The sequence below is a fragment of the Streptomyces afghaniensis genome, from assembly GCF_044327915.1.
In the GTDB taxonomy this organism is placed as follows: domain Bacteria; phylum Actinomycetota; class Actinomycetes; order Streptomycetales; family Streptomycetaceae; genus Streptomyces; species Streptomyces afghaniensis.
Genome location: NZ_JBIRGJ010000001.1, coordinates 848,485 through 864,043 on the forward strand (window position 1 = coordinate 848,485; position 15,559 = coordinate 864,043).

Here is a 15,559-nt window from a genome sequence, read left to right on the forward strand (position 1 = left end):
GGTCGCCTGAGGCGACCGGTTCGGGCCTCGCCGTACCCATTCGTCAGGACCACGGACCCATCTGACCGGAAGAAAGGAGACCACCATGCGAAGACGGCACAGAAAACGTGCCATGGCTGTCATCTCGGCAACCGCGGTCGCCGCGATGACCCTCACCATGGCGAGTACAGCGCAGGCAGCGGATTCTTCGACACCGCCGAAGAAGGCCGGACCCGCCGGACCGGCCAAGAGAAAGCACCCCCTGGCGATTCCCGCCGGGGACCGGGACAGCGTCCTCGGCAGGAACTGGAAGACCTCCGGCGATCGGGCCGTGACCACCGCCGCCGACAGCGACGGACTGCACCTCCTCGTCGCCGACGCGAAAACCGGCTACCACTGGAAGACCGCCACCGTCCTGTCCGAACCCCGGCTGCCGGCCGACACCTGGATCGGCAACAGCTGCCTGATGGACGACCACCACGCAGCCGTCGTCTACGCCCCCCGCACTTTCACCAACAAACCCGACCTGATGATGGGCGGTGCCCTGACGGCCGTCGTCGACTTGGACAGTGGCGACGTCACCAAGATGCCGTTCACCGCGTCCCTCGCCTACTTCGACCCGACCTGCAACGCGCGGACCCACAGCGCGGCGTTCACCGCCCTGCGCGAGGACAAGACGCGCCTGATCACCGTCGATACGCACGGCGACAGCGTCGCGGACGTCACCGCCCGCGGTGAGATCACCTCCGCCGTCCCCGTCGAGGACGGCCTGATCGGCGCGGCCGGGAACCGCCTCGTCCACATCAGCCGCAAGGGCAAGCAGGCGACGCTCACCGCGACGAAGCACGCCCCGTACGACATCACCGCGGGGAACGACGGAACGGTCACCTACATCGACCGCACCGGTGACACGCAAGCCCGTGTGCAGACGTACGCACACGGCACGAAGACCACCGTCGCCCATGGCGAAACCACCGAGATGGGCCTCGCCCAGGACACCACCGGCAAGGTCTACCTGCTCGGCCGGGCCACCCGCGACGCGGCGTTCGGCCACAGCGGCATCACCGAGAAGAACGTCCCGCACGAAGCGCAGCTGTCCACCCGCGGACGCCTCGCCGTCGACCCCGTCGTCTCCGACGCCGTGGAGCGCGGTGTCGCCAACATCAAGGGCGTCGGCAAGGACCTCTCGCACACCGCGAAGGAGCCGGCCACCGGGCAGGGCGCCGGAAGCGTCAGTCACCTCCTCGACATCACCGCGACCTCCACCGTCACCGGACAGCGCACCACGCTCACGGCCGACGAGCCGGCCGCCACAGCGGGCGGCACCACCTCGCCGGCCCTGACCGGTGACAGCCGGCCGCAGATGTCCACGATGAGCCTCATGACCACGGCCACCGACGACCCGCGCGCGCACGACCCCGTGGACACCGACGCCTGGTGCTCCGTGCCCCGCAACGACGTCGACACCCAGGCCCTCCAGCCCACCCCGAACCAGGTGGAGTGGGCCGTCGACATGGCCGTGCGCGGAGACCTCACCTCCGGCTACATCAGGCAGGGCGGCTGGCGCACCCAGACCGGACTGGCCACGATCGACCCGCAGGGCACCTGGCCCGCCCCCACGCTCAACGGCGGCGGCCGCATCCCCGCACAGGTCGAACTCGGCATCCTCGCCCAGGAATCCAACCTGTGGCAGGCCGAATCCGGCGCCATACCCGGCCAGATGGGCAGCCCTCTGGCCTCCGTGGACGGCTACTACGGACACCAGACCGGGGGCAGCCTCGCGGACTACTGGACCATCCACTGGGACCTGTCGGACTGCGGCTACGGCGTCGGCCAGGTCACCGACGGCATGCGCAAAGCGGGCTTCGAGAAGGACAACGAGACCTCTCTCGACCCCAAACTCCAGCGTGCCGTCGCCCTCGACTACACGATGAACATCGCCGCCTCGCTCCACATCCTCGCGGACAAGTGGAACGAGGTCCACGAGGCCGGCCAGACCATCACCGTCAACAACGACGACCCCGCCAAGCCGGAGAACTGGTTCACCGCCGTCTGGAACTACAACCTCGGCTTCAACCCCAGGTCCAAGGAAGCGGAGAACGGAAACTGGGGACTCGGCTGGTTCAACAACCCCGCCAACCCGGTCTACCCGGCCGACCGTGACCCCTTCATGGACATGGACGCCGACCCTGCCAACTGGCCCTGGGACGCCGCCCACCCCCAGTACTGGCCGTACGAGGAGAAGGTCATGGGGTGGGCCGCCTGGTCCATCGACACCGGCCACTCCTACGCGACCTCCGGGCGCCAGGACTGGCCCGGCGAATCCGGCTACAGCTCCGCCGGTTTCTACCCGGCCTGGTGGAACACCACCGCCGAGCGCACCGCCATCAAGCCGCCACTCGACACGTTCTGCAATGCGGCCAACAACTGTGACGCCGCCAACCCGCCGGACTGCCCGGACGCCGGCTGCTACACCCAGTACTGGTGGAACGCCGCCAATGCCACCTGGAAGGACAACTGCTCCTCCACCTGCGGCAACGAGAAGATCAAATATGCGACGCTGATCAGCGAGCCCGGCCGCGGATACCGCCTTCAGTACGGCACACCTCAGTGCGGTACCGGGAACCTCCCGTCAGGAGCGAAGATCGTCGCATCCGTTCCCGCGGGAACACCCACCTGGAGCGACTGCGGAACGACGACGACCGACGGCTCGTTCCAGTTCACGTTCTACCCCGACCCCAACGCCACCGGGCCCGGCCTCGGCCAGTACGACGCCAAAGCCGACCTCCACCAGATCGGCGGCGGCTACCAGGGCCATTTCTGGTACGCACACACCCGTGACCAGGCTCATCTCGGCGGCGACGGCGGACGCATGACGATCCAGGGCGACTGGAAACTCCCCGGCGCCGTCCCCGAGGAACAAGCGGCCGTCTACGTCCACATCCCCGACACCGGGGCCCAGACCACCAAAGCGTTCTACGAGATACCCACCGCCCTCGGCACCGCCAAGGTCGTGGTCAACCAGGACGCGAACGAAAGCAACACCTGGGTCTATCTCGGCGCTTTCCGCTTCAACGACAAGGCGCCCGAAGTCAGGCTCTCCAACACCACCTACACGGGGTCCGGCGACGACGACATCGCCTGGGACGCCATGGCCTTCGTCCCCGGCGACTACGGCATCCCGAGGGACTACGCCGTCGACCTCGCCCTGCCGGCGTACGACAGCAACAGCCCCAACCCCAACCAGGCCATCCAGTCCCCGGGCGACAAGGCCACCGCGGCGCTGGGCAAGGACGCGTCCAATCCCGGCCCCGACGGCTCGCTGGCGACCAGCGTCTCGTCCCAGGGCCTCGCGACCTGGTGCGACGACGGGAAGATCATCGCCCGTTCCACCCGCACCATCGCCTGCGAGAACCGGGCCGTGCCGTATTACTACATCACCTCGGAAGGTGCCAGCGGAACGATCATGTTCCAGATCCAGCGCGTACTGGAACTGGACGGAACGAACTCCTTCACCGAACACCTCAGCATCGCGCCGGACTCCGTCCCCCTCGACATCGCCGATGTCATGCTCGCCATCAACAAGCACCTGTGCGACACCGGCTGCACACCCGACGAACCAGGAAACAGCGCCTGGAACGGGGCACCCAACTGGACGCCGGGAGACACCCACGCGGCGAATCTCACCACCACCTACACCTGGGACACCTCGGTCGCCGACAAGGAATTCCTCTTCCACCCGGACGTCCAGATCGACGGAGACATCTACCCCTCCGACAACAGCATCGCCCCCACCCACACCGGTTACCAGTGGTCCAAGAGCACGGTCCGCAAGACCGATCTCGACGAAATCCGCTGCGACACGGAGATAACCGCGACCGGAGGCTGCGTCTTCCACAACTACGCACCCACCTACACCTTCAACGCCGCCAAGTATCCGCAGGCGGCAGCCCACGCATGGCTCATCCAGCACGGCAGTCCGAAGAGCCCGGGGCTGAAAAGCATGAACACCCCCCTGTACTACCTGCCGGGCGGACGCAACGGAGCGAATCGTGCCGTCATCTGTGACGTGGACGGATGGGCACGGACCAATTACGACCCGGCAGCCATGAACAGCAGCACCGACGCCCCGAACTGCGACGAGTTCTCCTTCAACGCCTCCTACAACAGCGGAGGACAGCCGGCCGAACTCGACGGACTCAATCCCGTCTCCACCGGGGCGGAGTGCATGCAGACCTACGCGCAGACGGACAACGGAACCGTCCATCTCAGAAACCTTCCCGGAACGATGCCGAGTTTCAGGGAGGCATGCGGAAGGTCGTCCATCTCGGGTGTCCAGAACAGCGGATCCATGGCAGCCTTCTCCTCGGGATTCGCCAAGAACATGCGCCTCATGGACAGGGACGCCTACTGGCTGGACACCAACATCGAGGGTGACTGTGCCACGGGAACAGGAACCTTCATGCACTGCACCATGACCACGAACTAGGTACCGCAGAAACAGCGGGGGCGGCTGGTCCACCAGCCGCCCTTCGCCTGTCAGTAGGAACGTCGCGCGTCACATGAACGGATCCACCAGCAACGCCACGGGAAGATCGCCCGACTCGACGGCCCCTCTGGGAATCCTCAGCCCGGTGTGCTCGCCGACCGATCTCCACACCGCGGCATGAAGCCCGGCGGAACGGTCCTCCACAAAAGCGCGCCACTCCGCGGGGGACGAGAAACCGTCCGGGTCCGGCCACACGGCGCCGTTGCTCCGCATCCGGCTGTCCAGCAGGTGAGCCCTTCCGGACGCGCTCTCCGGAGCAGGACCCGTCAGGCTGTGCCGGAACTCTGTCCTCAGCAGGTTCCCGTCACCGGGTGAATAGAACAACCACGACGGCTGCACCGCCACGTTCGCGTGCAGGCACACGAACTCCTCACCGTCCCGAGGCATCACGGAACTGTTGCCGTCAGCCCAATGCTGATACCAGGCACAAACTCCGGAATCCTCCAGGACGTACGACCACTCACCGGACGTGCCGTACATGCAGGGAGTCCACGGGGCGTCCACGGACAGAGGATCGAAATCACGGTAATGGGCACATGCGCCGATCTGGCCGTCCCCGGCGCCCATGCGCCGCAACAGGTCCTCCACCGCCAGACCACGCACAGCGGTCAACGACACCCCGCCACGCATTCCGGGGCCCCCCGTGGGTTCCTCGAAACAGAACTCACCAAGCCATTCGATGCTGTCACTCATGTCCCTCCACAGCTTACCGCCGAGACGGCTCGTTCAAGGGGAGGCTTCACTTCACCCTGCCGAAAGGGGCATCGATCGCCGGCGATCACCCTCGGTTACTATGGTCACTTCGTGCCGGAGGCTGGCTGCAAGGGGCGGACGGCCATTGACCGACTGAAGTGGGTGGCCTGAGAAAATGCTGAGAGAGGTCACCGCTACCCGCTACATCGCACCTCTGCGGTCCGGCGGCTCCGTCCCGGGAATCGTCGAGGCCGACGACCTCGGCACCTACGTCGTGAAGTTCACCGGCTCCGCGCAGGGCCGCAAGGCGCTGGTCGCCGAGGTGATCGTGGGGGAGCTGGCCCGCGCCCTCGGGCTGCGCTTCCCCGAGCTGGTGCTGGTGCACTTCGACCCGTTGATCGCCGGCGGTGAGCCGCACCAGGAGGTGCGGGACCTGCACGCGGCCAGCGCGGGCGTGAACCTCGGCATGGACTATCTGCCGGGCGCCCGGGACTTCACGCCGGAGATCGCGCGGGTCTTCCCCGTCGATCCCCTGGAGGCGGGGAGGATCGTCTGGCTCGACGCCCTGACCGTGAACGTCGACCGCACGGTGCACAGCTCCAACCTCATGGTCTGGCCCACCCTGGGCGTCGCGCCCCCGCGCCTGTGGCTGATCGACCACGGTGCCGCGCTCGTCTTCCACCACCGCTGGGACGGCACCGACCCCGCCAAGGCCTACGACTTCCGGCACCACGCCCTCGGCCACTACGGGCCCGACGTCCGGGCCGCCGACGCCGAGCTCGCTCCCCGGGTGACCGAGGAGCTGCTGCGCCGGATCCTCGCGGAGGTCCCGGACGCCTGGCTCGCGGACGAGCCGGGCTTCGCAAGCGCGCAGGAGGCGCGCGAGGCGTACGTGGCCTACCTCCACGCGCGCGTGCGGGCCTCCGGTGCCTGGCTGCCCACCGACTTCCCCGACCGGGAGGAACTCGCCGCCGAGGAGGCCCTCCGGGCGGCCCGCAACCAGCAAGGACGCCCCGCGTGGCTCAGGCAGGTCCCCGACCTGCACGGCAAGCCCGCGGCCGAACAAGATTGGTCGGTGCACCTCGGATGACTGGCCGTGTCGAGATCGAGTACTGCACCCAGTGCCGCTGGCTGCCTCGCGCGGCCTGGCTGGCGCAGGAGCTGCTCACGACGTTCGAGTCCGAGCTGACGGAACTGGCGCTGAAGCCCGGCAAGGGCGGGGTGTTCGTCGTCCGCGTCGGCGACGAGGTCGTCTGGGACCGGCGTGAGCAGGGCTTCCCCGAGCCGACGGCCGTGAAGCGGGCCGTACGCGACCGAGTGGCCCCGGGCAAGACCCTGGGCCACTCGGACAAGCCGTCCGCCGAACCGTCCGCGGACTGAGTCAGCCCTTGAGCTGCTCGTACGCCGGGAGCGTCAGGAAGTCGGCGTAGTCCTCGTCGAGGGAGACCGTCAGCAACAGGTCGTGGGCCTGCTGCCAGTTGCCGGCCGCGAAGGCCTCCTCGCCGATCTCGGCCTTGATGTTCGCCAGCTCCTCGGCGGCGACCTTGCGGGCCAGGTCGGCGGTGACCGGCTCGCCGTTGTCGAGGACGACTCCCGCGTTGATCCACTGCCAGATCTGGGAGCGCGAGATCTCGGCGGTGGCGGCGTCCTCCATCAGGTTGAAGATCGCGACGGCGCCGAGGCCGTGCAGCCAGGCCTCGATGTAACGGATGCCGACCTGCACGGCGTTGACCAGACCCGCGTAGGTCGGCTTGGCCTCCAGCGAGTCGATCGCGATCAGATCGGCCGCCTTGACGTCGACGTCCTCGCGCAGCCGGTCCTTCTGGTTGGGCTTGTCGCCGAGGACCTTGTCGAAGGACTCCATGGCGATCGGGACGAGGTCGGGGTGGGCGACCCAGGAGCCGTCGAAACCGTCGTTCGCCTCGCGGTCCTTGTCGGCGCGGACCTTCTCGAAGGCGACCTTGTTGACCTCCGCGTCCCGCCGGGACGGGATGAACGCCGCCATGCCGCCGATCGCGTGGGCGCCGCGCTTGTGGCAGGTGCGGACGAGGAGTTCGGTGTAGGCGCGCATGAACGGGGCCGTCATCGTCACCGCGTTGCGGTCCGGCAGGACGAACTTGGCGCCGCCGTCCCGGAAGTTCTTGACGATGGAGAACAGGTAGTCCCAGCGGCCCGCGTTCAGCCCGGAGGCGTGGTCGCGCAGCTCGTAGAGGATCTCCTCCATCTCGTACGCGGCCGTGATCGTCTCGATCAGCACGGTGGCGCGCACGGTGCCCTGCGGGATGCCGACGTAGTCCTGCGCGAAGACGAAGATCTCGTTCCAGAGGCGGGCTTCGAGGTGCGACTCCGTCTTGGGCAGGTAGAAGTACGGGCCCTTGCCCAGGCCCAGCAGGCGCTTGGCGTTGTGGAAGAAGTACAGGCCGAAGTCGACGAGCGCGCCGGGCACCGGGGTGCCGTCCGCGTCGACGAGGTGACGCTCGTTCAGGTGCCAGCCGCGCGGGCGCATGACGACGGTGGCGAGTTCCTCGTTCGCCTTCAGGGCGTACGACTTGCCCGACTTCGCGTCCGTGAAGTCGATGTTCCGCGTGTAGGCGTCGATCAGGTTGAGCTGGCCGAGGACCACGTTCTCCCAGGTCGGCGCGGAGGCGTCCTCGAAGTCCGCGAGCCACACCTTCGCGCCCGAGTTGAGGGCGTTGATGGTCATCTTGCGGTCGGTGGGGCCGGTGATCTCGACCCGCCGGTCGTTCAGGGCGTCCGGGGCCGGGGCGACCTTCCAGGAGTCGTCGGCGCGGATCGCGGCGGTCTCCGGGAGGAAGTCGAGGGTGGAGGTGCGGGCGATCTCGGCGCGGCGCTCGGCGCGCCGGGCGAGGAGCTCGTCACGCCGGGGCGTGAACCGCCGGTGCAGCTCGGCCACGAAGGCGAGCGCCGCTTCGGAGAGGACCTCCTCCTGCCGGGGCAGGGGCTCGGCGTCGACGATGGCCAGCGGGGACGGCGCTGGTGCGGACATGAACTGTCACTTCCTTCAGCGAGCTGTGAAGACGAACCGGCGGTTCGGCACCGGGTGCCAGTCTTCCCGGATACGGCGTTCGGCGCCCGCGGGGGGCCTCGGGCGCTTCTGAACAGTGGATACTAGTTTCCTCATGGTGGAAGTTCAATCGTCTGTTGATGTCGAGATTCTCCGGGTCGAGGCAAGGTGGCTCTCCGTGCCACGCCGTTCACTCAAGGTGGGCCAGATCGGCCTCCGTGTCGATGTCGAAGGGCCGGGCCACGTCCCCGCACTCGACGAGCGTGATGCGCGGCTCGTGCTCCTTCAGATAGGCGCGTGCCCCCCGGTCCCCGGTCGCAGTCGCGGCGATGCCGGCCCAGTGGGCGGCGCCGAACAGCACCGGATGGCCGCGCACCCCGTCGTACGCGGCCGACACCAGCGACTCCTCGCCCTCGTAGGCCGTGACCACCCGGGCCACCGCCTCGGGGCCGATACCGGGCTGATCGACGAGCGAGACCAGGGCAGCCGTCGCGCCCGTGCCCGCGAGCGAGTCCAGCCCGGCCCGCAGGGACGTCCCCATGCCCTGCTCCCAGTCGGGATTGCCGACGAGGACGCAGCCTGGCAATGAGGCCCGTGCGCGCACCTCGTCGGCTCGCGCGCCCAGCACCACATGGACCCGCTCGCAGCCGCCCTCGCGCAACACCCGCACCCCGTGCTCCACGAGGGGCCGTCCGCGGTGGGTGAGCAGTGCCTTGGGGCGCCCGCCGAGCCGCCGCCCGCCCCCGGCGGCCAGCAGCACCCCCGCAACCGCAGGCGTCCTGTTCCTCGTCTCCCATGTCGTCATGGAACCTGCATACCGCACGACCCCGGGCCGAGAAGTTACGCAGCGGAGCAAGTCGATGACGCAATGGACTGGCGCCTGGTGGCCCGCGTCGTTTACTGTCGCCCGCACCGACCGGCCGGGCGGCCGACCGGCGCCCGGTGTGGGGGACTTCGCGTCGGAAGGGCACGCGCACGACGGAGTGCGAGGGGGAGGACTGTGTTGCGGAGCGTTGAGCAGAGGCGGCAGGGGCCTGTGACCGGCGGCGACGAGGATCCGCGCGTGACGGAGCTGCGCTCCGCCGTCGCCCGGCTGCGTCGTCGGCTCGCCGCCCATCCCGGCGAGTTCGCCGACCGGACCATCGCCGAGGAGGAACTGGCCGCCCTGGACGCGGCGGCGGCCGACGGCACCCCCGAGATCCCGCGGCTGCGCCGCTCCCTCCTGCTGATCGCGGGCGCGATCGGCTCTGTGAGCGCGCTCTCCCCGGAACTGACGGAGGTCCGGCGCGCCGTCGACCTCTTCGGAGGGCCGGTGCGGGGACAGGGCTGAGCGGAGGCGGGGCGGGGGTCGGCTGTCGTCCGGGTTCTCGAGGCCCGGAGGCTGCTTACGCGGGGCTCTGGGTGGCCAGGGCCTGCGAGAGTTCGCCGGCGACCTGCTGGAGGACCGGGACGATCTTCTCCGTCGCCGACTCCGTGACCCGGCCCGCCGGGCCGGAGATGGAGATGGCCGCGGCCGTGGGGGAGTCGGGTACCGAGACCGCCAGGCAGCGGACGCCGATCTCCTGCTCGTTGTCGTCGATCGCGTAGCCCTGCCGGCGCACGTCCTCCAGCGCCGCGAGGAACCCGTCGGGCGTCGTGATCGTCTTGTCCGTCGCGGCGGGCATGCCCGTACGGTTCAGCAGGGCCCGCACCTCGTCCGGCGGGAAACCGGCGAGCAGGGCCTTGCCCACGCCCGTGGAGTGCGGCAGCACGCGCCGGCCGACCTCCGTGAACATCCGCATCGAGTGCTTCGACGGCACCTGCGCCACGTAGACGATCTCGTCCCCGTCCAGCAGCGCCATGTTCGCCGTCTCGCCGGTCTCCTCGACCAGCCGGGCGAGGTACGGCCGTGCCCAGGTGCCCAGCAGCCGGGAGGCGGACTCGCCGAGGCGGATCAGGCGCGGGCCCAGTGCGTACCGGCGGTTGGGCTGCTGCCGTACGTACCCGCACGCCACCAGTGTGCGCATCAGGCGGTGGATCGTCGGCAGCGGCAGCCCGCTGCTCGCGGAGAGCTCGCTCAGTCCGACCTCGCCGCCCGCGTCCGCCATCCGTTCGAGCAGGTCGAAGGCGCGCTCCAGGGACTGGACCCCGCCGTTGGCGGAGGACCGGGCGGAGTCGGTGGTGCTGGCGCTGGACCTCGGCACGGGCGTTCCTTTCGGGTAGCATTTCGCTTCCCGGGATGTTAATTCCGCTTCGTGGAAAAGTCCAGGGATGGGGTGCTGGTGTGCCCTGTAGCAGTGTGCCCTTGACGGGGCCGGAACGGGAGTGAAGACTCCTTCAACAGAACGTTGAAGAAAGGGGCTCGGGTGTCCGACGCTGAACTGGTGCTTCGCTCGACGCGTGTCATCACTCCCGAGGGGACCCGCGCCGCATCGGTCGCGGTCGCCGCCGGCACGATCACGGCCGTCCTCCCGTACGACGCACCCGTACCGGAGACCGCCCGCCTGGAGGACCTGGGCGACCACGTCCTGCTGCCCGGCCTGGTCGACACCCACGTGCACGTCAACGATCCCGGCCGCACCGAGTGGGAGGGCTTCTGGACCGCCACCCGCGCCGCCGCGGCCGGTGGCATCACGACCCTCGTCGACATGCCGCTCAACTCCCTGCCGCCGACCACGACCGTCGCGCACCTGCGGACCAAGCAGCAGGTCGCCGCCGACAAGGCGCACATCGACGTCGGCTTCTGGGGCGGCGCCCTGCCGGACAACGTCAAGGACCTGCGTCCGCTGCACGAGGCTGGCGTCTTCGGCTTCAAGGCGTTCCTGTCGCCGTCCGGCGTCGACGAGTTCCCGCACCTCGAACGGGACCCGCTCGCCCGCGCCATGGCCGAGATCGCGGCCTTCGACGGCCTCCTCATCGTGCACGCGGAGGATCCCCGCCTCCTCGCCTCCGCCCCGCAGCAGCCGGGCCCCAAGTACGCCGACTTCCTCGCCTCCCGCCCCCGGGACGCCGAGGACACCGCCATCGCCCAGCTCATCCGTGAGGCGAAGGCCCTCCACGCGCGCGTGCACGTCCTGCACCTGTCCTCCAGCGACGCCCTGCCGATGATCGCCGAGGCGCGGGCGGAGGGCGTCCGCATCACCGTGGAGACCTGCCCCCACTACCTGACCCTCACCGCCGAGGAAGTCCCCGACGGCGCCAGCGAGTTCAAGTGCTGCCCGCCGATCCGCGAGGCCGCCAACCAGGACCTGCTCTGGCAGGCGCTGGCCGACGGCACCATCGACTGCGTGGTCACCGACCACTCCCCGTCCACCGCCGACCTGAAGACCGACGACTTCGCGACGGCCTGGGGCGGCATCTCCGGACTCCAGCTGAGCCTGGCCGCGGTGTGGACCGAGGCCCGCAGGCGCGGACACGGACTGGAGGACGTGGTCCGCTGGATGTCGACGCGGACGTCCGAACTCGTCGGGCTCGACGACCGCAAGGGAGCCATCGCGGCGGGCCACGACGCGGACTTCGCCGTCCTCGCCCCCGACGAGACCTTCACCGTCGACCCGGCCTCCCTGCAGCACCGCAACCGCGTCACGGCCTACGCGGGCAGGACCCTGTACGGCGTCGTGAAGTCCACCTGGCTGCGCGGGCAGCGCATCGTCGCGGACGGCGAGTTCACCGAACCGAAGGGGCGGCTCCTCACCCGGACCAACTGAATCCCATCCAGGACATCGAAAGGCAGAGCTGATCATCGTGACGGCGATTCCCGGCTTCACCGGCGACGCGAACCCCTACGGCGGCGGCGACCCGTACGCGGACTACCGCACCGCCGACTTCCCCTTCACCCAGTACGCCGACCTCGCCGACCGGCGCCTCGGCGCCGGTGTCATCGCCGCCAACGACGAGTTCTTCGCCCAGCGCGAGAACCTCCTGGTGCCCGAGCGCGCCGAGTTCGACCCCGAGCACTTCGGGCACAAGGGCAAGATCATGGACGGCTGGGAGACGCGGCGCCGCCGGGGCGCCTCGGGCGACCACCCGTGGCCGACCGCGGAGGACCACGACTGGGCGCTGGTCCGCCTCGGCGCCCCGGGCGTGATCCGGGGGATCGTCGTCGACACCGCCCACTTCCGCGGCAACTACCCGCAGGCCGTGTCCGTCGAGGGCACCTGCGTGCCGGGCTCCCCGTCGCCGGAGGAACTCCTCGGGGACGACGTGAAGTGGACCACCCTGGTCCCGCGCACCCCGGTCGGCGGCCACGCGGCGAACGGCTTCTCCGTCGCCGTCGAACAGCGCTTCACCCACCTGCGGGTCAACCAGCACCCCGACGGCGGCATCGCCCGCCTGCGCGTGTACGGCGAGGTCGTCCCCGACCCCGCCTGGCTGGAGGTGCTGGGGACCTTCGACGTCGTCGCCCTGGAGAACGGGGGCCAGGTCGAGGACGCCTCCGACCGCTTCTACTCGCCCGCCACCAACACCATCCAGCCGGGCCGCTCCCGCAAGATGGACGACGGGTGGGAGACCCGGCGCCGCCGCGACCAGGGCCACGACTGGATCCGCTACCGGCTGGCCGCCCAGTCCCGGATCCGCGCCCTGGAGATCGACACCGCGTACCTCAAGGGCAACAGCGCCGGCTGGGCCTCGGTGTCGGTGCGCGACGGCGAGGACGGTGAGTGGCGGGAGATCCTGCCCCGCACCCGCCTCCAGCCCGACACCAACCACCGCTTCGTCCTTCCGGCCCCGGCCGTCGGCACGCACGCGCGCGTGGACATCTTCCCGGACGGCGGCATCTCCCGGCTGCGGCTGTTCGGTTCCCTGACGGAGGACGGTGCGCGGCGCCTCGCGGCACGTCACCAGGAGCTGGGCGGCTGAGCCGGCCCACCCCGGGCCGTCTCTCGTCGTGAGTGAAGGGGGCGCACCGGCCCGACAGCACCGGCGCGCCCTCTGCCTCTCACGCCGCTTGCCTCACGCCCTCTGCCTCACGCCGCGTGGCCGCCGTCCACGGCGAACTCCGCGCCGGTGACGTACGCCGCCCCGGCCAGATACGCCACCATCGACGCCACCTCGTCCGCCGTCCCGAACCGCCCCAGCGCCGTCAACGCCGCCTGGCCGGCCGCGTACGGCCCGTCCGCCGGATTCATGTCGGTGTCGATCGGCCCGGGATGGACGAGGTTCGCCGTGATCCCGCGCCCGCCCAGCTCCCTGGCCAGGGCCTTGGTCATACCGGCCAGGGCCGCCTTGCTCGTCGCGTAGAGCGTCCCGCCGGGGCCCGGCACGCGCTGGGCCATGCAACTGCCGATCGTGATGATCCGCCCGCCCTCGGGCATGCGCGCGGCGGCGGCCTGGGAGGCCAGGAAGACACCGCGCACGTTGACGGCGAGGACCCGGTCCACGTCCGCGAGCGACAGGGTCTCCAGCGGCCCGAGCACCCCCACGCCCGCGTTGTTCACCAGGACGTCGAGGCCGCCCAGCGCCTCGGCCGCCGCGGTCACGGCACCGGCCGCCTCGGCGGCGTCCGCCGCGTCCGCGCGCACCGCCACCGCCCGGCGCCCCAGCGCCGTCACGGCCCGTACGACGTCCTCGGCCGCTTCCTTGCCGTTCACATAGCCGACCGCCACGTCCGCGCCCTCCCGGGCCAGCCGCAGGGCCGTCGCCGCGCCGATGCCCCGGCTCGCGCCGGTCACGAGAGCCACCTTGCCGTCGAGAGTTCCTTGAGCAGTGCCGAGAGTTCCTTGAGAAGTCATGGGTCCATCCCACCGGCCGACCGACAGCGGTGCTGGCGGTGAACGGACGTCGAGATGGGCTCCTGGCGGCGCCCCGCCTCGCAGAGCCGTACGGCCGAGCGATGAGTTGCGGGCGCGCACGGGGTCTGAACCGATGAACAACAGACCCAGACCGTTCCGAGAAGAAGGGCACCCGCCATGGGCAAGCTCGTCTCCACCCTCTTCGTCACCCTCGACGGCGTCTACCAGGCCCCCGGCGGCCCGCACGAGGACACCCGCGGCGGCTTCACCCACGGCGGCTGGAGCTTCCCGTACGCCGACGACGACTTCGGCCGGTTCATCGACGAGGTCTTCGCACGCCCGCGCGCCTTCCTGCTCGGGCGACGGACCTACGACATCTTCAGCACGTTCTGGCCGAAGGTGACCGACCCGGCCGATCCGGTCGCCTCGAAACTCAACGCACTGCCGAAGTACGTCCCGTCCTCGACCCTCACGGACCCCGGGTGGGAGGGCACCACCGTGCTCACCGGTGACCTCGCCAAGGAGGTCACGGCCCTGAAGGAGCGCACCGACGGCGAGATCCAGGTGCACGGCAGCGGCGCCCTCGTCCGGTCCCTGCTGGCGCACGGCCTCGTCGACTCGCTCCATCTGCTGACCTTCCCGGTCGTGCTCGGCACCGGGTTCCGGCTGTTCCCGGAGGGCGCCGTACCGACCGCGTTCCGGCACGCCGGAGGGAGCGTCACCAGCACGGGCGTCTCGATCCAGACGTACGAGGTGGCGGGCCGCCCGGAGTACGGCGAGTACACGCTGCCGGAGGACGCGTGACCGCCCCTGCCCCGGTGTCCTCGCCGGCCCTGGCGAACAGCGGGTGGGGGCGCCGGAGGGCAGGTTAACTTCCCGCTAACTCATCGGACTTGACGGGAAAATCTCCGTGCTTGTCATTGACATGCCAGCGTCTACGCGCGTCATCATGTCCGCATGAATTTCCCCCCACGCGCCTCGCGGCTCGGCGCAGCAGCCGCCCTCCTGTCCGCGCTCCTCGTCGGCGGTACCGTCTCCGCCACCACGGCCGACGCGGCCCCCACCGCCGTCGGCACCATCTGTTACGGCGACCTGCCGTCCCAGGCCCACGACACGCTCGACCTGATCGAGAAGGGCGGCCCCTTCCCGTTCGAGCAGGACGGCACCGTCTTCCAGAACCGGGAAGGCATCCTGCCGAGCCAGTCGACCGGCTACTACCACGAGTACACGGTCATCACCCCCGGCTCCTCCACGCGCGGTGCGCGGCGCATCGTCACCGGTGAGGAGAACCGGGAGGACTACTACACGGCCGACCACTACGAGTCGTTCGACCTGGTCGACTACGGCTGCTGAGCCGGGCGGCCACCTCCGTGAACGCCGGCCGGAAGTCCGCCCGCGTACTCAGGCGGACTTCCGGCTCCCGGCCGCCGCGAACAGGGCGACACCCAGCACGAGCAGGGCGACGCTCGCGTAGATCTCGTAGCCGTCGAGGAACCCCAGTCGTTGCACGAGGCCCCAGTCCCAGTCGGTGAACTCGTGCACCAGGCCCGCCACGCCCTGGACGAGGGCGAGGAAGCCGAGAATCTCCAGCACTTGCTTCAT

Annotated in this window: 14 protein-coding genes; 8 read left to right on the plus strand and 6 right to left on the minus strand. The window is 69.9% G+C overall.

The window, feature by feature from the left end; translation table 11 throughout:
- Window positions 1-112 precede the first annotated feature (112 nt).
- Window positions 113-4,468: a golvesin C-terminal-like domain-containing protein gene (locus ACH4G3_RS03455; protein WP_397622867.1), complete on the plus strand. Its 4,356-nt coding sequence runs from the start codon at window positions 113-115 to the stop codon at window positions 4,466-4,468.
- A gap of 69 nt (window positions 4,469-4,537) precedes the next feature.
- On the opposite strand, the gene ACH4G3_RS03460 is transcribed toward ACH4G3_RS03455, so the two are convergent.
- On the minus strand, window positions 4,538-5,221 hold the full coding sequence (locus tag ACH4G3_RS03460; protein ID WP_397622868.1) for a hypothetical protein: 684 nt from the start codon (window positions 5,219-5,221) through the stop codon (window positions 4,538-4,540).
- Window positions 5,222-5,396: 175 nt separating this feature from the next.
- Here ACH4G3_RS03460 and ACH4G3_RS03465 point away from each other — a divergent pair, with 175 nt between their 5' ends.
- On the plus strand, window positions 5,397-6,311 hold the full coding sequence (locus ACH4G3_RS03465; RefSeq protein ID WP_397622869.1) for a HipA family kinase: 915 nt from the start codon (window positions 5,397-5,399) through the stop codon (window positions 6,309-6,311).
- Complete coding sequence (locus tag ACH4G3_RS03470; protein ID WP_397622870.1) at window positions 6,308-6,601, plus strand: Rdx family protein; 294 nt, start codon at window positions 6,308-6,310, stop codon at window positions 6,599-6,601. The genes ACH4G3_RS03465 and ACH4G3_RS03470 overlap by 4 nt, the downstream gene beginning before the upstream one ends.
- 1 nt (window position 6,602) lies before the next feature.
- On the opposite strand, the gene aceB is transcribed toward ACH4G3_RS03470, so the two are convergent.
- Both aceB and ACH4G3_RS03480 read right to left on the minus strand, forming a co-directional pair.
- The gene (aceB, locus tag ACH4G3_RS03475) at window positions 6,603-8,228 is read right to left on the minus strand and encodes a malate synthase A (RefSeq protein WP_397622871.1); all 1,626 of its coding nucleotides are present in this window, start codon (window positions 8,226-8,228) and stop codon (window positions 6,603-6,605) included.
- A gap of 208 nt (window positions 8,229-8,436) precedes the next feature.
- On the minus strand, window positions 8,437-9,051 hold the full coding sequence (locus ACH4G3_RS03480) for a nucleotidyltransferase family protein (protein ID WP_397622872.1): 615 nt from the start codon (window positions 9,049-9,051) through the stop codon (window positions 8,437-8,439).
- Between the two features lie 231 nt (window positions 9,052-9,282).
- Here ACH4G3_RS03480 and ACH4G3_RS03485 point away from each other — a divergent pair, with 231 nt between their 5' ends.
- On the plus strand, window positions 9,283-9,576 hold the full coding sequence (locus ACH4G3_RS03485; protein ID WP_354745042.1) for a DUF5955 family protein: 294 nt from the start codon (window positions 9,283-9,285) through the stop codon (window positions 9,574-9,576).
- Window positions 9,577-9,631: 55 nt separating this feature from the next.
- Here the strand turns inward: ACH4G3_RS03485 and ACH4G3_RS03490 are convergent, their stop codons facing one another.
- Entirely contained in the window at window positions 9,632-10,429 is a 798-nt protein-coding gene (locus ACH4G3_RS03490; protein WP_397622873.1) for an IclR family transcriptional regulator, read from the minus strand.
- Between the two features lie 162 nt (window positions 10,430-10,591).
- Here ACH4G3_RS03490 and allB point away from each other — a divergent pair, with 162 nt between their 5' ends.
- Both allB and alc read left to right on the plus strand, forming a co-directional pair.
- Window positions 10,592-11,932: an allantoinase AllB gene (allB, locus tag ACH4G3_RS03495; protein ID WP_397622874.1), complete on the plus strand. Its 1,341-nt coding sequence runs from the start codon at window positions 10,592-10,594 to the stop codon at window positions 11,930-11,932.
- A gap of 37 nt (window positions 11,933-11,969) precedes the next feature.
- The gene (gene alc, locus ACH4G3_RS03500) at window positions 11,970-13,085 is read left to right on the plus strand and encodes an allantoicase (protein WP_397622875.1); all 1,116 of its coding nucleotides are present in this window, start codon (window positions 11,970-11,972) and stop codon (window positions 13,083-13,085) included.
- 107 nt (window positions 13,086-13,192) lie between these two features.
- On the opposite strand, the gene ACH4G3_RS03505 is transcribed toward alc, so the two are convergent.
- The gene (locus ACH4G3_RS03505; RefSeq protein ID WP_397622876.1) at window positions 13,193-13,957 is read right to left on the minus strand and encodes an SDR family oxidoreductase; all 765 of its coding nucleotides are present in this window, start codon (window positions 13,955-13,957) and stop codon (window positions 13,193-13,195) included.
- Between the two features lie 177 nt (window positions 13,958-14,134).
- Here ACH4G3_RS03505 and ACH4G3_RS03510 point away from each other — a divergent pair, with 177 nt between their 5' ends.
- Window positions 14,135-14,761 (plus strand): dihydrofolate reductase family protein, encoded by a 627-nt coding sequence (locus ACH4G3_RS03510; RefSeq protein ID WP_397622877.1) that lies wholly within the window; start codon window positions 14,135-14,137, stop codon window positions 14,759-14,761.
- Window positions 14,762-14,914: 153 nt separating this feature from the next.
- Window positions 14,915-15,310 (plus strand): guanyl-specific ribonuclease, encoded by a 396-nt coding sequence (locus ACH4G3_RS03515; protein WP_020271925.1) that lies wholly within the window; start codon window positions 14,915-14,917, stop codon window positions 15,308-15,310.
- Between the two features lie 48 nt (window positions 15,311-15,358).
- Here ACH4G3_RS03515 and ACH4G3_RS03520 read toward each other — a convergent pair whose 3' ends face one another.
- On the minus strand, window positions 15,359-15,559 hold the full coding sequence (locus ACH4G3_RS03520) for a hypothetical protein (protein WP_397622878.1): 201 nt from the start codon (window positions 15,557-15,559) through the stop codon (window positions 15,359-15,361).